Origin of the sequence: Coleofasciculus chthonoplastes PCC 7420, from assembly GCF_000155555.1 — a bacterium.
In the GTDB taxonomy this organism is placed as follows: domain Bacteria; phylum Cyanobacteriota; class Cyanobacteriia; order Cyanobacteriales; family Coleofasciculaceae; genus Coleofasciculus; species Coleofasciculus chthonoplastes_A.
Map to the genome: position 1 here is coordinate 229963 of NZ_DS989855.1, position 18771 is coordinate 248733.

The window sequence follows — 18771 nt, forward strand, 5'->3', positions numbered from 1 at the left end:
TAATTGTACCCAGTAGGGGACCCAGAGCATTCCGCAAAGGATACCGCTTGAGTAGGAGATAGGCGGACAACACCGGTCCAATCACAATACCCGCAGGTTTCGCAGTCAAGGCTAAACCGGAAAGAATACTCGCACCTGCATGTTCACGACTGGTTTTTCCCAGGGCGAGATAGAGGCTGGATGCGGTTATAAAAGAGAGGAGGGGTTCCGCAAAGAACTCTCGCGAATAGACCAAAGCTGTCGTACCCAAGGCAAAACATAAGGCGGCTAAATACGCCCCTGTGCGACTGCTTCCCAAGCGCAATGCCAACAAAGCCACCAGCGATGTGGTTAAAGCCGTTAATATTACTGATACAACCAACGCACAAACCGCCGATGAATAGTTCGTCGGTATATTGAACCAGTGACCCAACACCAGTCCCACCGCAACAAAGGGTGTGGCAATAATCGGTAATAAGGGATATCGAATTGAGTAATATTGCCCATCGCGACCTAAGGCTCCGGAACCGGGCGGCACGCTAAAATCAAATTCGGTAACTAATGACTTGGAAACATGCAGCATGTCATTGCCATCAAAGCCCCAAATCCCCGGTTTGAGAAATGCCAGATAAATCAGCCCAATGCCGATGGATAGGGCGAACGCCATTTTCCCAACCTGCTGATGCGCGAGTTGCTGCTGGGGACGAGTGGACTCTTGAATCTCGCTGGGATTTACCATAGTATTTCTAAAGTATTCTGGTTATTTTTATAAGTTATTTTCTATTCCGTCGGTTTATCCCGTATTGCTTATTTACTGTCGCTTTTGAGGCAAACCAACTCGATGATTGGCGTGAGACTGAGACTCCCCGATTTTCTTCCAAGAGATTCTAGTATGACAAAGGCATGACACCAAGAGCAACTTATCAGAAGCACAGACAATGGAGTCAACAGATATGAATCAACAGATTGCCTTTATCGGACTTGGCGTCATGGGAGGACCTATGGCGGCAAATTTGGCACGAGAGGGTTACGCGGTTAAGGCGTGGAATCGAACCCCTAACCGTCCGGGTGTGGAGGTGGCGGCTGAGGCGGGGGTAACGGTGGTGTCTTCGATTCGGGAGGCTGTCGCATCGGCAGATGTTATCTTTTCCTGTGTCAGTGATGTTCCTGATGTCAAAGAGGTTCTGCTGGGAACCGGAGGGGTTGCCGAATCAGCGCGTCCAGGGACGCTGGTGATTGATACCAGTACGATTGGTCCAGAGGCGGCTCGTGAAATAGGGACTCAACTGCAACAGCATAACTTGCGCTTTTTGGATGCGCCCATTTCAGGGGGTGATATTGGGGCAAAAAATGGCACGCTGACGATTATGGTGGGCGGAGAGGCTAAAGATTTTGAGGAAAGCAAACCGTTGTTGGAGGTTTTGGGTAAAACCATTCGCCTGTGTGGACCGATGGGGAGTGGTCAAGCGGTTAAACTGTGTAACCAGGTTTTGGGGGCGGTTCATGCGGTGGCGTTGTGTGAAGCGATGCAGTTGGCACAGCAGCAGGATATTGACCCGAACTTAATTGTAGAGGTTTGCAGTACGGGGGCGGCTGGTTCTTGGGCGCTGTCGAATTTAGGACCGAAAATTGCGGCGTCGGATTTCCAACCGGGTTTTATGATTAAGCATATCCTGAAGGATTTAAGATTGGTGCAGGAGACATTAAATTCATCGCCTCAGGAATTGCCAGGAGTGGAACTTGCTGACCGTTTGTTTAAGATGGTTCAAGAGTTTGATAGTGGTAAAGGAGGGGAACAGGGGACTCAAGCAATGATTCGCGCTTATCGGAAGTCCTAGTGCAGCGCGGTGGAAATATGTGAGTAGCTTTGTAGGTGTGGAGGAGCTGGGGAAGCTGGGGAAGCTGGGGAAGCTGGGGGAGATATTAGCTGTTCAGTTATTTCTGCCTTCTTGCACTAGTGTAAGAAGGCAGAAGGACATAATGTAACAAAAGTTACGCATTTGTAGGGGCGGGTTTAGGGACATTTGTAGGGGCGGGTTTAGGGACATTTGTAGGGGCGGGTTTAGGGACTAAATTCAGCTATTCACCGATAACCTCTCAACAAAACCCGCCCTCCTCACCGATAACCTCTCAACAAAACCCGCCCTCCTCACCGATAACCTCTCAACAAAACCCGCCCTCCTCACTTCCCCACAGAGTTAGAACTATTACCAGTTTGGATATGCAGTAAGATAGAAAGTTAACGTGAAGCCAAACGCGGCAGTTCATCAATCGTTGTTATTGTTCCTATCCTTAACCAGCAATGACCTCAACTCCTGCCCAATCCTTTGACTGGAATGCCTTAGCCTCGGAATTCGCGGGGATAGAAACGATTACTGAACCGACTCAGGTGGCTAAGTTATCTTTAGACTATTACCATTTCAGTCCGGTTCTGCAACCCCTGTTAGAGGATAAGCGAGGGAATCTGGTGGTACGCCCTCAGACTGAAGCAGAAGTTTTACAGGTGGCGCGAATCTGTGTCAAGCACAAAGTTCCCCTGACGATTCGAGGCGCGGGAACCGGAAATTATGGGCAATGTATTCCGCTGCACGGTGGAGTAATTTTGGATACCACCCGGATGAATGGGATTCGTTGGATTAAACGGGGTAAGACTTGTGTGGAACCGGGGGTGAAGTTAGCGGCGTTTGATAAACAGGCGCGGAAAATCGGCTGGGAATGGCGGATGGTGCCTTCAACGTACCGCAGCGCCACGATTGGTGGCTTTATTGGGGGCGGAAGTGGGGGAATTGGTTCAATTAATTACGGGCAATTGCGCGATCGCGGCAATCTTTTGGCGGTGCGTGTGGTTACACTGGAGGACGAACCCCGTGTGATTGAGTTACGGGGAGATGATGTGCAGAAGGTGAATCACGCCTATGGCACGAATGGGATTATTACGGAGTTAGAAGTTCCCCTCGCCCCCGCTTATGCCTGGGTAGAGGTTATTGTTATTTTCGATAACTTTATCACGGCTGCCCAGTTTGGTCAGGCTTTAGGTGATGCGGATGGGTTGGTGAAAAAGTTGATTAGTATTCATGCTCATCCCATCCCAACCTATTTTAGTGGATTGAAGCAATATCTACCCGATGGGAAACACGGTGCTTTATTAACGATAGCGGAGTCTTGTTTAGAACCGTTTCAGGAATTAGTGCGGGAGTATGGCGGGGAAATTACCTATCAAAAATCTGCTCAAGATGGGAGTAAAGGCACAAGTTTAGCTGAGTTTACCTGGAATCATACGACATTACACGCCCGGAGTATTGACGGAACACTGACGTATTTACAAACCTTCTTTTTTACGTTGGAACGGGTAGAGAAATTGTATGATCATTTTGGCGATGAAGTGATGATGCATTTAGAGTTTCTGCGGGTAAATGGTCAAGCAATTCCAGCCGGATTACAACTGGTTCGCTATACCACAGAGGAACGGTTAAATGAGATTATTCGCTATCACGAAGAACAGGGGGCGTTTATTGCCAATCCCCATACTTATATTCTGGAAGATGGGGGACGTAAGACGATTGATGTGGAACAGGTACAGTTTAAGGAACAGGTTGATCCTTATGGGTTGATGAATCCAGGTAAGATGCGAGGATGGGAGGAGCGAGAATAGAGTTCTTATCAATAATCATACATGACCGATTTTGCTAAAATAGTTATACGTCAGGTGGAAAAGAAAATTTATGACTTACTACATCAAAACTCAATTGCGTGGTTTTATTGGTGTTGGACTGATTATTGTCAGTTTAACACTAACCTTTGGTAGAGAAGGTATGCGGCAAAGGTTAATCTGTCAAATTCCCGGCTACAATATTCAACCTGAGTGCCAAATCAAACCCTAAAAACGCCAGTTCAATAATCGCATCATCTACTACAATTCAGTCAATTATAAGATTGGCTAATTCTACCTATATAAGGGCGGGTTTTGTTATTCCGTTATCGGTGAATAGGTGAATTTAGTCCCTAAACCCGCCCCTACAATTGTTCCTAAACCCGCCCCTACATTATCTATGGATTGGGATTATATTATTTTCGTTTAAACGGGGATCATTCTTTATTACAATCTTCTTTCCTTCTGCCATTTGTCTTATAGTTTAATTGGACTAAGTTTAGAACTAAAACACAAAAATGCACAGTTTTATCCCTCCAGAACGCTTCTTTCCTTATCTTACCTGGACAGATATCCAGACTATACCCGATAAGGAAAATGTGGTGATTATTCAACCCGTTGGCGCGATTGAACAACATGGTCATCATTTGCCCTTAGTTGTAGATTCGGCGATTGGTGTGGGGGTTCTGGGGAAAGCCCTCGCCCAACTGGAACCGACTATCCCCGCTTATGCATTGCCGAATTTATTTTACGGGAAATCGAACGAACATTGGCATTTTCCCGGAACGATTACCCTCAGCGCCCAAACGTTGCTGGCGGTGTTAATGGAGGTTGCGGATAGTATTTATCGGGCGGGATTCCGTAAATTAGTGCTGATGAATTCCCACGGTGGACAACCTCAGATCATGGAAATTGCGGCGCGAGATATTCATCAAAAGTATGGCGATTTTCTAGTATTTCCTCTGTTTACCTGGCGGGTTCCCAATGTGGCGAAAGAGTTAATTTCAGCTAAGGAGTTGGAATTGGGAATTCATGCGGGAGATGCGGAAACGAGTTTGATGTTATCCCTATTACCGGAACAGGTGAAAATGGAACGGGCGGTGGCTGAATATCCTCAAGGATTACCGGAAGATAGTTTATTGAGTATGGAGGGGAAGTTACCTTTTGCTTGGTTGACGCAAGAATTGAGTCAGAGTGGGACTTTGGGTGATCCCACACCAGCAACGAAGGAAAAAGGCGATCGCATCCTAGAGTCTTTGGTATCCGGTTGGGTAAAGGTAATCCAGGATATCTATCGGTTTCGTCAACCTCAAGGTAAGTAAGGGAACGTGCGATCGCGTGAGTTATGAGTTAGTCTATCTCTGGATGTTGGGTGGGGTGAGGGGATTCGGGGGGATGGATTTCGCGATCGCCCCTCGTTTTATCATTTAACTGGTTCATCACCCAAGTTAAAATTCCATTAGCCGATGGAACATCAGAATAGTAACACGAAGTCGCGACATCAAAGGATGGCAAAGGGCGACCCGAGGAAATTGAGTGGACTACAGTTGTTCATTGGTGCAAGCGGGTCGCCCCTACATGGTTGATCAGGTGTTTTTTATCGGGTTTGTAGTCAGGGTTTTAGCCTAAGCAGGTGCAAAATGTTAGTCATAACAAATACAAAAATCCGCGATCGCTACCTTGTCGCCAACGCCGCTAACCTCTGTAAAATCTGAAGGACAGGATATAACTCATTCTCTGGTCGATATAGAGAGAACTCTGTGGAAAAGGTATATTGGGGTATCTCACCGAACAATACTTTAATGAACATAAAATGACTACCATTCGTGACTAATCCAAAAGTGGGTTGCTCAGTATTTGGATTTGCCATCATGTAAAATAGGGTTTGCGCTGTTGCATCTTTTAGAGCAAATCCGGCTTGTTTTGACTCAACAACCGCAACCCATAGTTGTTGCTGTAACAACAAGATATCAATTCGCCCCCAAACCGTTCTTTCTCTAGTCTCTATCGCTACATCTACCCGTTTTTCCAAGACTGGATGTAGCGGAGGACGGTAAAATCCTGCGAGTGATAGTAGGGGCGAAAGTACCACCATTTTTACCAAATATTCTAACATTGGATATTTGTTGAGATAGAGAAACTCTGTTTTGACCCGATCTAAGGTTTGCTTTTCTAAATCGTTGAGTTCTGATAAATTGTCCTGGGCTTCAGGGAAGAAGGTAGAATCGTCTAGAACGTGCCGAAGATTGAATTGGTTTTCAACCTGTGCCAGTGTTAGTTCATGGGCAGGGATAACTTGTGTCATTGCTGCTGTCAGTGTTATTCAAGAAAACGATTACCTTATTTAACACCTTACATACAATTGGCTGACCCTTAATTGGTGCAAGATTGTAGTTAAGGCACAGAAGCGTCTGTGCAGGCAGATTAGATTACTGTAACTCCAGAGGTGCAAGTGTTGGTGGATAATTAGTGAGATTTACCTGAAGCGTGTGACCCGATTCAGGATTAAATAGGATAAGTCACCAAAAATAGTAACCTTTCGTGTCTGACAAGCCTAAACCGTCTCGTTCCCTTGCTGGAATTGCCTCAATTGTGGCAATTGCCACCCTGATTAGTAAAATTTTTGGCTTAGTCCGTGAACAAGCGATCGCGGCGGCGTTTGGTGTGGGTCCGGTGGTGAATGCTTATGCCTACGCCTACGTGATTCCAGGCTTTCTGCTGATTTTACTGGGTGGGATAAATGGTCCGTTTCATAGCGCCTTGGTGAGTGTGTTGGCAAAACGGGATAAATCGGAAGCCGCCCCTCTGGTGGAAACGGTGACGACTCTGGTGAGTGGGATATTGTTGCTGGTGACGATTATCTTAATTCTATTTGCGCCCACCTTTATCGATATCCTCGCCCCAGGATTGGAGGAACCCGCGCGATCGCTGGCGGTTCAACAGTTGCAAATTATGGCACCGTTGGCGGTTCTGGCGGGGTTGATTGGGATTGGTTTCGGTACGCTGAATGCTTCAGATCAATATTGGTTACCCAGTGTTAGCCCTTTATTTTCCAGTTTGGCGGTGATTGGTGGCTTAGGGATATTGGCACTTTATTCGGGAGGGCAAGTTAATCAGCCTGAGTATATCCGCTTGGGCAGTATTGTGTTAGCTGTGGGAACTCTAGCCGGGGCAATTTGGCAATGGGTGATGCAACTGATTGCCCAGTCGCGATCGGGGATGGGGCGGTTACGGTTGCGCTTTAATTGGCAGCTTCCAGGGGTGAAGGAGGTGATGCGGGTGATGGCACCAGCGACGCTATCCTCTGGGATGTTACATATTAATGTGTATACCGATCTGTTTTTCGCCTCGTTTATCCCCAATGCGGCGGCGGCGATGCGCTATTCCAATTTTATTGTGCTGACGCCTCTGGGAATTATTTCTAATATGATCTTGGTGCCGATGCTGCCTGTATTTTCCCGGTTAGCGGCGCCGGAGAATTGGGTGGAGTTGAAAGTGCGAATTCGTCAGGGATTACTGTTGACGGCTTTGACGATGTTACCGCTGACGGCGATTTTTATCTCTCTATCGGTGCCGATTGTTCGAGTGATTTATGAACGCTATGCCTTTGGTGCAGAGGCTTCCCAGATTGTCGCCCCGGTACTGATGGCGTATGGATTCGGCATGTTCTTTTATTTAGCACGGGATGTTTTGGTTCGGGTATTTTATGCCTTGGGGGATGGGGAGACGCCGTTTCGGATTAGTATTGCCAATATCTTTATTAATGCCCTGCTGGATTATTTGTTGGTGAATGCCTTTGCCACACCAGGTTTAGTTTTTGCCACGATTGGCGTCAATATTATTTCGATGAGTTGGCTGTTGTGGGTGTTAAATCGGCGGCTACATGGCTTACCGTTAGGGGAATGGGGGATAGCGCTGGTGGGGTTGGCGGGGAGTAGTGTTGTGGCGGGATTGGGCAGTTGGGGAGTGAGTTGGGGCTGGCAACAGGTTTTGGGGAGTGAGAATTTACTGCTACAAGTCTTACAACTGAGTTTGGCGATGTCGGTGGCGTTGGGGATTTTTGCGGTTTTGGTTGCTCGGTTGAAGTTACCGGAAGTGGATATTTTGGTGAGTCGTTTGCGTCAAAAGTTGGGGAAATGAACAGCCCAGGTTTTATTATTGGAGGATGTAGGCACGGTGAATCAGCTTGAACATTATTAAGTAGGTTGGTGGAAATAAACTCAACCATGTTAAGTTATATAAATAACCCTGAAACCCTTACAAATGACGTAGCTTGCTTCTCGCGAAGCGAGTTCTCCACCGTTAACTTTAATTGTCCCCACCTACTTATATTTAGTGTTTGTCAACAGTCTTTTAAGCTGAACCGTTGCCATGTCTGAACGGCGGATTGCGATTTCCATTCAAAATATCCTACTCATTACTGCTACCGTTTTGCTGCTACTGCTGCTGTGGCAACTCAGTAGTCTGTTGGTGATCCTGATGATTTCGGTAGTTCTTGCCGCCACCTTAGCCCCGATCATCAATAGCGCCCAACAGTTGGGAATTCCTCGCTGGTTAGCTGTTCTCTTGGTCTATTTAGGCTTACTGACCATTTTAGTTGGAGTCGGGGTGTTAATTGGACCAACCGTGGCACAGCAAATCCAGCGCCTGTTTCGCCGACTCCCTGACTATCTAGAAGTGTTAGAATCCTTAATCGACCGTTTGGCAGTGCGCCTGGGTATTAGCGAACCCATCATTAGTCAAATTTTTGATACCCAAACCCTCACCAATTGGGCAATTCGTTCCAGTCAACAACTCGTTGTCCGATCGTATGGGGTAACGCGGGGGTTTCTGGGTGGTATTCTCAGTGTGATTCTGGCGTTATTTCTATCGGGCTATATGCTATCCGGTGCGAAACGCTTAATTAAAGGGATTGTGAGTTTATTCCCCAAACCCTGGGATGATCGCTTGGCGGCGCAGGTTAAACCAGTGAGTCGGCGCATGGGTAATTATATCCAGGGACGAGTGTTAGTTTCCGGGATTTTAGGAGTTGCCATTACCATTGGTTTAAAAGTTTTGGGGATTACTGAATTTGCTTTAGGTTTAGGTGTGATTGCCGGGGGAACCAATCTGATTCCTTTTTTTGGTCCCGTTTTGGGGGCGATTCCGGCGTTGATTGTGGCAATTGCCCAAGGAGGGTGGACGTTTTTATGGGTATTTCTCCTGTTTGTGATTATTCAAAATGTGGAAACTTATGTGCTTGATCCCCTTTTAGTTGGTTCTTCGGTGAGAGTTCATCCCTTGTATCAATTGTTGGCGGTGGTTGGTGGCGCACAGGTGTTGGGAATTATTGGGGCGTTAATTGTTCCCCCTTGGATAGCCGGGGCGTCTGTTTTGTTAGAGAATCTCTACCTGCAACCCAAACGACAGGCGGAACAGCAAGCCGCAGCACTATCACCACCATCTAGGGAAGAAACTCAAAGCACTCTATCGATGAAAGGTTAATATTAATATGAAGTTCGTTTCTTTTGTCCGGGTGCGGATTGTCCGGACGCTAGTTGTGGCATTTATGGTTGGTTGTTTACTTGCCGTTTTGCCCAGTTTAGCTCAAAATAATTTCAATCAAACTAATTCCATTCAAACTAATTCTACAGCACCGATTATGCTGGATGGGCGCAAGGTTTTTGAAGTGACTCCATCTGAACAATACAGCGCCCAAGAACGAGCTGAGTATGTGAATCAAGTTCTCCAAGAACTGGTGGAAACGGCGGAAAGTCCTATAAGTGTTGAACTCACTTCTAAAGATAAAATACCCGTAATTGAGATTGATGGGCAGCATTTGGTTTCCGTAACATCAGATGATACACCAGAAGGAAGAAGTCCTAAAGAACAGGCAGAATTTTGGCGAAAAAAACTGCAAACGGTTATTCAAAAGGCACAATATGAGCGCACACCAATCTATTTGATTCAAGCTACCCTGCTCTCAATGGGTTGCATATTACTGGCGATCGCATTGAGTTGGCTACTCGGTAAGCTTTGGTCTGATTGGCTGAAACCTCAGTTGGATAAAGAGGCGGCGGAGTCAGCCCCCCTAGAGGGAACGAAACAGGCGAACAGCCCCAAGTTCGCCGGACAAGTTCTCCTGACACTCATCCGATGTGCTATCTGGGTGTATGCACTGATTTATATCACTACCCAGTTTCGCCAAACCAGAGAATTAAGTCACATCCTTACTGATACTTTAATTGCTAGTTTAACCTCAGACATTATTCCCTTAGGAGATAACTCCTATTCGGTGTTGAAGTTATTAATCCTGATCAGCTTATTTGTCGGGCTGATTATTCTGGCAAAAGTGATTAAACAAGGCTTGCGATCGCGGATTTTACGGTTCACGGGTTTGAGTCGTGCAGCACAGGAAACCATTGCGATTATTTTCAATTATGCCTTTATTTTTATCAGCAGCCTTGTCTTATTACAGTTATGGGGTTTAGATATTAGTTCCCTCACCGTATTTGCGGGTGTGTTGGGGGTGGGTATTGGCTTAGGATTGCAGGGAATTGCGAAAGAGTTTATTAGCGGCTTGGTTTTAATCTTTGAACGTCCTATTCAAGTTGGCGATTTCGTCGATGTGGGCGGATTGATGGGAACGGTGGAATATATTAGTGTTCGCAGTACAGAAATTAAAACCTTAGATGACATTTCAATTATTATTCCTAATTCCAGATTTTTGGAATCGGAGGTGATTAACTGGTCGCATCACAGTGCAGTATCCCGATTAAAGATACCTGTTGGTGTGGCGTATGGCTCAAACCTAAAGACGGTTAGATGTGCTTTGATTGATGCGGCAAAAGAACATAGTGATGTTCTACCTCAACCGATACCCAGAGTTTTTTTTAAGGGATTTGGTGATAGTTCTCTCGATTTTGATTTGTTGGTTTGGATTAGTGAACCTCGCAAGCAGTTCCAAATTAAGAGTGACCTTTATTTTCGGATTGAAGTAATTCTCCGCCATCGAGATGTGGAAATTCCCTTCCCCCAACGGGATCTTCATGTTCGTTCGGGGAATTTACCAGTCGATATTTCTCCGCAATTAGTCGAATCATTAGCGCAACTATCCCAGAGTTTGGCAAAGTGGCTAGATCAACAACCAACAGCTAATCCGCCGCGAGATGGTAATGGTAAAGGAAAAAATTAACGTCATTTGTTGGTTTTTGATGAGGGAATTTTACAGGACAAGGTAGCTTACTGCTTCTAAAAAAAATCTGGATACAGTTTGATTACAGCTACCTATCCCAGTAAGCTTTAGCTTACTTGAGCTTTCAGCCGGAAATTTATTTCCCGGCTAGACTAAACGTGCATTGACGCAATAAGCGGCATTCATCTGATGTCCTAATGATCCTGGCGACTGCTATAAAATAAAAAAGAACAGATAAAACTCAATTTAATCATCCGTGGCAACCGACTCCTCGAATCACACACCCAAGCAAGTTCTAGTTTGTCAACATCGTTCCTGTCAAGCCGAAGGTTCAGCCGATGTCTTGGCGGCGTTTGAGGAAGTGGCTAAGGATACAGACTTTAAGATAAAAGGCACCGATTGCCAAGGACAATGTAGTTGTGGTCCGACGGTGCGAGTTGTACCGGAAGAAACTTGGTATTATCGGGTTCAACCCAGTGATGTCCGCCGGATTGTGGAACAACACCTGAAAGAAGGGAAACCCGTTGACGAAAAACTGAATCCGAGGATTCATCTGCGGTTTGGCTTTTGAGATTATTCGCGCAACACATAACCAACCCCCCGCACCGTTTGCACTAAGGGCTTGGAGACCAAGCCCCTACGGGTTTGCTGGGTTAATTTGATGATTCGCGCAACACATAACCAACCCCCCGCACCGTTTGCACCAATCGCTTCTCGCCATTGGCTTCTAGTTTCAGGCGCAAATAGCGCACATAAACCTCAATAATATTAGAATCCCCCATAAAATCATACCCCCAGACTCGTTCCAGGATTTGGTCACGGGTGAGAACCTGGCGAGGATGGGAGATTAGATAATCGAGTAAATCAAATTCCTTAGCCGTGAGTTCAATTAGGCGATCGCCCCGATAGACTTCACGGGTGGAATGGTTTAAGCTTAAGTCAGCAAATTGTAAGGTATCCGGGTCTTCCTCCTGATTCCGTCGCAGATGCGCCCTGACTCTAGCTAACAACTCCTCCAAACTAAAGGGTTTCACCACATAGTCATCTGCACCCGCATCCAACCCCGCCACGCGATCGCTCACTTCATCCTTAGCCGTTAATAATATAATTGGCACCTTATCCCCTGTACTCCGCAGACGGCGACAAATCTCTAACCCCGATACTCCCGGTAACATCCAGTCGAGAATCAGCAAATCCGGCTGCGATTCCCGCGCTGTTGCTAAACCCGCGAACCCATCCGGCGCTACGCTGACTTGATATCCTTCATATTGCAGTTCCAGTTCGATAAACTTGGCGAGTTTTGCCTCATCTTCCACAACTAAGATATGGTGCGTCATTGCTTGGAGATTCTGAAAATACAAGAATTTTAATTAATTTAAAGCTACCCCAATCCAAAATAACAGAATACTTGCCTAGAGGAGATTATAGTTATTTTGTGACTCCCTTTCAAGGAGTACATCTTCAAAGCTACTCCTGCAAAGACTTGTGATTCGATGCACTCTTTGGAGCGCTATTTTTTCCCAAGTAGTATGATCGCTGTTGACTTCTAAGTCCCAATAGGGTTACGGGCTTGAAATAATCACCGCGATAGCCTAAAGTGACCATAAGCTCTGATGGTGTAATCACCACCAAAAACCTAATCGCTACAAGTTTGCTAAAAAAAGAGGATCAGCAATCAAAGGAGAAAACTGTAACGAGTGTCCGACTACTTAGATATCAATCTTATCCCAAAATTTACAATATAGATGAATTGGCTGGAAAGAATTTACCACAAAGTCATCTCGGCTCTACTGACTGTACCGACTCTGGAGAGTTGGCTCATTACAGTTTTGCTGTTATTGTTCATTGCTTTAACTTGTTTGCCCATAGGATTTGAATCTGGGCTTTTAGACGTTAGAATTTTGCATTTATCTTTTCTAGGCATTGTCAAGGTTTTAGTGAGTCGTTTCTTTTTCCCCTGTTTTGCCGAAGAGCTGCTATTTCGCGTACTACCACTTCCCAGCAAAACCAGTAATAGTCCAATAAAAAGCCAATTAATTATGGCTTTTATCAGCATAGTTGTTTATGTGGTAGCTCATCCTATCTTTGCCTTTTTAGTTTACCAAAAAGCATTCGGAGTTTTCACGAATCCCGGTTTTCTGTTGTCAACGCTAATTTTAGGAATCACCTTGACGATTTCCTACTGGCACTCTCGCTCAATCTGGTCCCCCATTGTAATTCATTGGATAGTTGTTGTCGTTTGGCTACTTATATTCGATGGATATTCAAAATTAGATTTATAGTATCTGGAACACTATTCCACTTTCGGTACGCGCCAGAGTTTAATGGTTTTATCCGCACTCCCACTGACTAAGGTTTCTCCATCTGGGCTAATCGCGATAGAATTAACAGAACTTAAATGACCCTTTAGTGTGCGAATTAATTGTCCTGTGGCAAGATGCCAGAGTTTAATCGTCTTATCTGCACTCCCACTGGCTAAAACTTGACCATCTGGACTAATTTCTAAAGCATTCACAAAACTTGAATGTCCTGTCATTGTGCGAATTTCTCGTCCTGTGGCTAAATTCCAAAGTTTAATCGTTTTATCCGCACTCCCACTGACTAACGTTTTCCCATCTGGACTAATTTCCAAAGCGTTGACTGAACTTGAATGTCCTGTCATTGTGCGAATTAATTGTCCTGTGGCTAAATCCCAAAGTTTAATCGTCTTATCCGCACTCCCACTGACTAACATTTTCCCATCTGGGCTAATTTCCAGGTAATTCACTGAACTTGAATGTCCGGTTAGCGTGCGAATTAATTGTCCTGTGGCTAAATTCCAAAGTTTAATCGTCTTATCCGCACTCCCACTGATTAACATCTTGCCATCCGGACTAATTACCAAATAATTGACAAAACTGGAATGCCCAGATAAGGTTTGATTTTTTTCCTGAGTAACCAGATTCCAAACCTGAATGTTCTTATCGCCACTTCCCGTAACCAGTTTATCCCAGTCCGAATTAATCGCAAAGTAATTAACAGGCTTGGTATATCCTGTCAGTTGGCGAATTTCTTGACCTGAAGCTAGATGCCAAAATCGGATGGTTTTATCTGCATTGCCACTCACTACTATCTCTCCATCTGGACTAATCATCAGGTAATTAATATAACTAGCATTTGCATTAATGGTTTGAGCCAGTTCGATAGATTGATAGGTAGCAATTTCTGCCGGAATCTGAGGTTCTATTTTCCTCAATTGATAAACTCCAACACCAACGAATAACGCTAAAGTTCCTAACCAAAACAATTTGTTTTGAGCGATTAAATGTTTACACTGAGAAAGCTTAGAAATTATCCCATATTCCGCTTGCGGCACCGTTGCTATTTGCATTTTTGTCTTACTGGGTAATTGCGGAGACGAAGATAGGGGAGTGGAAATAGACGATAATGAAATAGTGGCTAATTCATCGATAATGTCCTGAGTTGTCTTATGCCGAGTTGCTGCTGTCGGTGACATTAGCTTATCAATTAGGTCAGCTAATGGTTTTGAGATACTTGAAACCTGTTCGCGCCAATTACAGCGATCAGTTAATGGGTCATACATACTCGGATCAGTTACCGATTTTGCAGTTAACAAATAGACAAATGTTCGACCCAAGGCATAAAAATCGGACTGGGGAACCGCATGACCTTTTTCTTGTTCCGGTGGCGTGTACCCCGCTGAACTAATTTTAGTAACATTCCCAGCACCACCCACTTCTGCTAAATAGGTATAGGTTAATTCTCTCGCTGTACCAAAATCTATCAACACCAATTGACCCGTGGGGCGCAGCATGATATTTTCGGGTTTAATATCTCGATGGAAATAGTTTTTTCGATGAACCAAATGTAAAATTTCAACCAGTTGTTTCAGCCAATTGAGTGCCTGTGATTCGGAAATGGGATGATTTCCCTGTTGTCGCATCCACTGCTTTAAATTCAGTCCCTCAATTTTTTCCATGATGATACAGTGCAGCGGTTCTCCACCTTGAGGAATAACCTGAAAATATCCATCGGATTCAACTTGAGGAATACCGGGATGATTAAGCTGACTTAATACGGCGGCTTCTTGTTGAAATAATTCGATAACCTTAGGATTGGTATTGTGCTTAGGTTTGAGAACTTTTAAGATTTTGGGACGAGTTCCTTGGTAGGCTTCATACACCATCCCAAAGCCACAATTGCGACAAATTCGATTGTTGAGGTTACCTGGATCACTGGGTTCAGGACATTGGGGGTTGATACAGTAGCTCATATCTCGCTACAGCTATGTCACGAAAGATCTTTCCCTGATCTTAGGATGCGGATAAGGATGCTGGGGAATATTCCTCGATGAACGATTAAAATTTCTATCGAAACTGCTAAGATGTAAAAAACTGTTTCAAAAGAAGCTGAATTGAGTAATATTTTATGAGTGGTGTGGCTGCCTACGACTGGCAATCACCGCCGTGCGATCGCTCCCACAGAAATAATCCCTCTGTAGCGCCACTGACGGTTTTCTGCGACTTCGATGGACCAATTGTCGATGTCTCTAAGCGCTATTACACCACCTACAAGCTAGCACTGGCTGATACGCGATCGGCTTATCAAGCCCAAGGAATCACGTTACCGATTCAACAGCTTGAAGCCCAGCAGTTTTGGGAGATGAAACAGGATCGGGTGGCGGATGAAGACATTGCCCTATGTTCTGGTGTACAAGGGGAACAATTTGAGTTTTTCCTATCACGAGTCTTAGAAATTGTCAATCAACCCTTACTGTTACATCTGGATAAGCTGCAACCGGGAGTGCGGTGGGCATTAGCCAGACTCCATTCTCAAGGTATCCGGCTGGTATTGGTGACGTTACGCTGTCAGGAACAAGCGACACAAATTTTGAGAAATTACGGGTTGACTCGTCTGTTTAGCGGTATTTATGGAACTTACGACGATCAAGCCGCCTATCGGAATAATGTTGAACTCAAGCAACAACTTTTAGCACAAGCCTTAACCGAACAGGTTTGTCTTTCACTACAGCCGCAGTCGGCGTGGATGATTGGTGACACAGAGGCGGATCTCCTCGCCGCCCAAGCGGTATCTATTCCGACTGTAGCGCTTACATGTGGGATTCGTTCCTATCGTTATCTCCAGCAATTCCAACCCACTCACACTTGCTATGATCTGCTGGCAGCGGCTGATTATCTTTTGGGAAAGATGAAGTGAAAACAGATGATGATTGCCTATATGCTGGCTAATCCAGAACGAACGCAGCCTACCTACGGCTAAACGGAAGTCGTTCACCCGATTTAGGACTGTTCGAGTAAGTGTATCTGTTCCCACCAACGACTCAGGGGATAATACACCACAGGTGCCCACAAACTACTGAGAATCGCTGAGGATAGGGCAATACGCTGGTGATCTATCCAAATTTCTGCTAACGTGCGATCGCCCATAAAACTGTACTGAATTGCTGTCACCGTCTCCGCGACAACCGCCATCCCAAATACAATTAGCGCCACGGAAATAAAATCTTCCTGAATATATCGCTGCTTCTGCATTCGAGCTGTTAAAATTCCCACTAACACTAGACTCAGGACATGAGTGGGTTCAGGGGCAGTTATCCCATCTTGAATCAAACCCAATGTTAACCCTGCCATCGCCCCCTGAAAAGCGGTGCGTTTGATACTCCAGGCAACCACCCAAATTAACAACCAATTCGGGGCAATTCCTAGCAATTCCATGCCCGGTAACCGAGTGGGTAAAGCCATCACACATACAAGGACAGAACCCGCCGTTACCGTCCAGTTGAGTAGTTGACGAACTTGGGGGGAAAACTGGGAAAGGTTAAAAATGTTGTTCAAGGGTTTCTTCTGTGCTATCCTCAATGAGCTTTGCCTTTTTTTGACCTCCATTTCACCGCCCAAGTATCACATCTAGGTTTTTGTTGATTGGTAATCCGGCTAAATTTCCAAGTACAAAAACTTACTCAAAAATTCCCAAAATTCCCAAAAATCGATTATACCCCTGAGAGATGGGGAATTTATGGTATCCGTTTTCGCACCCTGGTTACTCTATTCGGGATCAACCGTCCTTGATTGGGGATAAACAATCACCCACTCCAAGGCATCTAAAGGCGCTGTTAACTCAATGACAGCTTCGGGGGCTGGACTTTTATCCAAGTTGACTGACTCCACCCGTCCTAACGGTAACCCAGCAGGAAACAGTTTGCTCACGGGTGAAGTGGAAACCGCATCTCCCCGACGGACATCGGGTACTTTGTCAAAAAACTGCAACACCGCCCGATTTGAACCTTGTCCTCGAATAAACCCCATGCTACGGCTACGGCTAATCACCGCCCCGACTCGGCTAGTGGCGTCACTGATTAGTAGTACGCGACTTGTATTCGGCGTCACATTAACAATCTGACCCACTAAACCGCCAGGTGCCATAACAATTGAATGCACCTTTATCCCATCTCGACTCCCTCGACCCAAAGTTACATGTTGCCACCAGTGACCCGCACTACGCCCGATGATTGGGGCAAGAATTCCTTGCTGGTCTTTGGTTTTAGAATAATTCAGCAGTTCTTTGAGTTTTTGGTTTTGGCTCTCAAGTTCAATCTGACGCTGTTGGAGTTCCAGCACTTTGGCATTTGTCAGACGCTCTTCTTGTGTCGGTTCTGATTGTAAGGGGCGGGTCAATAACTGATAAGCCTCAAAGAGAGCTGCACCCTGAGTTTGGCGAACGAACCAAGCAAGGCTTAGAGTTAGTCCCCCCAGCACAACAGCGACTCCATGTTTGTCCCACCAACGACGCAATATATACATAACCTGTCCAGTATTCGTTCAGCTTCCGGCTGATGCGCCAGAGTTGCAATAGTGCAGTTGACTTCTCATGCAGCTTGTAAACCAACCCTCTCAAGACTGCTCTCTAAGAGATTATCACCTTAGATATGGCGAGATCGCCCACTAAATACCCGTTCTAGTTGTTTGAAGTTCTCTAGAACACGACCTGTGCCTAAAACCACACAACTTAGGGGATCAGCCGCCACATGAGTCACAATACCTGTTTCGTGACTAATCAACGTATCTAGTCCTTTTAGTAAGGCACCACCACCCGCTAACATGATGCCTCGATCAATAATATCGGCAGCGAGTTCAGGTGGTGTCCGCTCTAAAGTCCGTTTGACCGCATCAACGATGACTGAAAGCGGTTCGGACATACTTTCGCGAATTTCGGGTCCCTTGATACTCACAGTTCGCGGTAAACCAGACAGCAAGTGTAAGCCGCGTACTTCCATGGAGAAATCATCGTCCTCATGAGTCGGGTAGGCTGAACCAATCTGAATTTTAATTTCTTCAGCCGTTCGCTCCCCAATCACCAGGTTATGCACTTTTTTCATGTACTGGGTGATCGATTCACTCAGTTCATCACCAGCAACCCGTACCGATTCGCTCAAAACGGTACCTTGTAAACTGAGTACCGCGACTTCTGTCGTCCCACCACCGATATCAATAATCATATTACCGGTTGGCTCTGCTACAGGCAGCCCCGCACCGATGGCAGCAGCAACAGGTTCATCGATCAAGTACACATCTCTGGCACCGGCTTGAGAGGCAGCTTCCATAACTGCCCGCCGTTCCACACCAGTTACACCACTGGGAATCCCAATGACAATCCGAGGCTGAACTAAAGTACGCCCTTCGTGAACTCGCCGGATAAAATGCTTGAGCATGAGTTCGGCGGTATCGAAGTCAGCAATCACACCATCGCGTAAAGGACGCAAGGCGACCACGTTACCTGGAGTTCTGCCCAGCATTTTTTTGGCGTCCTCTCCCACCGCTAGTGGCACTTTTTCATCTTGGTCCATGGCGACGACAGAAGGCTCCTGGAGTACGATGCCTTTGCCAGATACATATACTAAAGTATTAGCTGTACCTAAATCGATACCCATGTCCCGGGATAGGGAAAAGCG

16 protein-coding genes and 1 pseudogene are annotated in these 18771 nt (G+C 45.7%); 10 read left to right on the top strand and 7 right to left on the bottom strand.

All coding sequences use genetic code 11. The annotated features are described in order from the left end of the window. Positions 1 to 718, bottom strand: a pseudogene (locus tag MC7420_RS41705) (glycosyltransferase family 39 protein); the annotation flags it as partial. 214 nt (positions 719 to 932) lie between these two features. Here MC7420_RS41705 and MC7420_RS21065 point away from each other — a divergent pair. From MC7420_RS21065 to MC7420_RS21075, 4 genes are all read left to right on the top strand, one after another. Further along, positions 933 to 1817: an NAD(P)-dependent oxidoreductase gene (locus MC7420_RS21065; RefSeq protein WP_198016519.1), complete on the top strand. Its 885-nt coding sequence runs from the start codon at positions 933 to 935 to the stop codon at positions 1815 to 1817. Between the two features lie 464 nt (positions 1818 to 2281). After that, positions 2282 to 3631, top strand: coding sequence for an FAD-binding oxidoreductase (locus MC7420_RS21070; protein ID WP_006102744.1), 1350 nt, complete (start codon positions 2282 to 2284; stop codon positions 3629 to 3631). A gap of 70 nt (positions 3632 to 3701) precedes the next feature. Continuing rightward, the gene (locus tag MC7420_RS40095) at positions 3702 to 3860 is read left to right on the top strand and encodes a hypothetical protein (RefSeq protein WP_006102782.1); all 159 of its coding nucleotides are present in this window, start codon (positions 3702 to 3704) and stop codon (positions 3858 to 3860) included. Between the two features lie 286 nt (positions 3861 to 4146). Continuing rightward, on the top strand, positions 4147 to 4950 hold the full coding sequence (locus MC7420_RS21075; RefSeq protein ID WP_006102765.1) for a creatininase family protein: 804 nt from the start codon (positions 4147 to 4149) through the stop codon (positions 4948 to 4950). A gap of 353 nt (positions 4951 to 5303) precedes the next feature. Here the strand turns inward: MC7420_RS21075 and MC7420_RS21080 are convergent, their stop codons facing one another. Continuing rightward, a complete protein-coding gene (locus MC7420_RS21080) occupies positions 5304 to 5933 on the bottom strand; it encodes a hypothetical protein (protein WP_006102669.1) in 630 nt (209 codons plus the stop codon). 236 nt (positions 5934 to 6169) lie between these two features. Here MC7420_RS21080 and murJ point away from each other — a divergent pair, with 236 nt between their 5' ends. The 4 genes from murJ (at position 6170) to MC7420_RS21100 (ending at position 11373) form a co-directional block, all read left to right on the top strand. Further along, a complete protein-coding gene (gene murJ, locus MC7420_RS21085) occupies positions 6170 to 7768 on the top strand; it encodes a murein biosynthesis integral membrane protein MurJ (protein WP_006102806.1) in 1599 nt (532 codons plus the stop codon). Between the two features lie 231 nt (positions 7769 to 7999). Then, complete coding sequence (locus tag MC7420_RS21090) at positions 8000 to 9112, top strand: AI-2E family transporter (protein ID WP_006102634.1); 1113 nt, start codon at positions 8000 to 8002, stop codon at positions 9110 to 9112. A gap of 7 nt (positions 9113 to 9119) precedes the next feature. Next, the gene (locus tag MC7420_RS42755; RefSeq protein WP_006102587.1) at positions 9120 to 10802 is read left to right on the top strand and encodes a mechanosensitive ion channel family protein; all 1683 of its coding nucleotides are present in this window, start codon (positions 9120 to 9122) and stop codon (positions 10800 to 10802) included. 256 nt (positions 10803 to 11058) lie between these two features. Beyond that, positions 11059 to 11373: a (2Fe-2S) ferredoxin domain-containing protein gene (locus MC7420_RS21100; RefSeq protein ID WP_006102794.1), complete on the top strand. Its 315-nt coding sequence runs from the start codon at positions 11059 to 11061 to the stop codon at positions 11371 to 11373. An 82-nt stretch (positions 11374 to 11455) separates the two neighbouring features. Here the strand turns inward: MC7420_RS21100 and MC7420_RS21105 are convergent, their stop codons facing one another. Then, positions 11456 to 12139, bottom strand: coding sequence for a response regulator transcription factor (locus MC7420_RS21105; RefSeq protein ID WP_006102617.1), 684 nt, complete (start codon positions 12137 to 12139; stop codon positions 11456 to 11458). A 408-nt stretch (positions 12140 to 12547) separates the two neighbouring features. Here MC7420_RS21105 and MC7420_RS21110 point away from each other — a divergent pair, with 408 nt between their 5' ends. Continuing rightward, entirely contained in the window at positions 12548 to 13084 is a 537-nt protein-coding gene (locus MC7420_RS21110; protein WP_006102787.1) for a CPBP family glutamic-type intramembrane protease, read from the top strand. A gap of 11 nt (positions 13085 to 13095) precedes the next feature. On the opposite strand, the gene MC7420_RS21115 is transcribed toward MC7420_RS21110, so the two are convergent. Then, positions 13096 to 15075 (bottom strand): serine/threonine-protein kinase, encoded by a 1980-nt coding sequence (locus MC7420_RS21115; protein ID WP_006102689.1) that lies wholly within the window; start codon positions 15073 to 15075, stop codon positions 13096 to 13098. A 155-nt stretch (positions 15076 to 15230) separates the two neighbouring features. Between MC7420_RS21115 and MC7420_RS21120 the strand changes: the two genes are divergently transcribed. Continuing rightward, the gene (locus MC7420_RS21120; protein ID WP_006102731.1) at positions 15231 to 16019 is read left to right on the top strand and encodes an HAD family hydrolase; all 789 of its coding nucleotides are present in this window, start codon (positions 15231 to 15233) and stop codon (positions 16017 to 16019) included. Positions 16020 to 16102: 83 nt separating this feature from the next. Here MC7420_RS21120 and mreD read toward each other — a convergent pair whose 3' ends face one another. The 3 genes from mreD to MC7420_RS21135 all read right to left on the bottom strand — a co-directional run bounded on the left by mreD (position 16103) and on the right by MC7420_RS21135 (position 18750). Continuing rightward, complete coding sequence (mreD, locus tag MC7420_RS21125) at positions 16103 to 16648, bottom strand: rod shape-determining protein MreD (RefSeq protein WP_198016524.1); 546 nt, start codon at positions 16646 to 16648, stop codon at positions 16103 to 16105. 219 nt (positions 16649 to 16867) lie between these two features. Continuing rightward, positions 16868 to 17623 (bottom strand): rod shape-determining protein MreC, encoded by a 756-nt coding sequence (gene mreC, locus MC7420_RS21130; protein WP_006102760.1) that lies wholly within the window; start codon positions 17621 to 17623, stop codon positions 16868 to 16870. A 119-nt stretch (positions 17624 to 17742) separates the two neighbouring features. Next, positions 17743 to 18750 carry a rod shape-determining protein gene (locus tag MC7420_RS21135; protein ID WP_044208646.1) on the bottom strand — a complete coding sequence of 336 codons (1008 nt, stop codon included), beginning with the start codon at positions 18748 to 18750 and terminating at the stop codon, positions 17743 to 17745. Positions 18751 to 18771 lie beyond the last annotated feature (21 nt).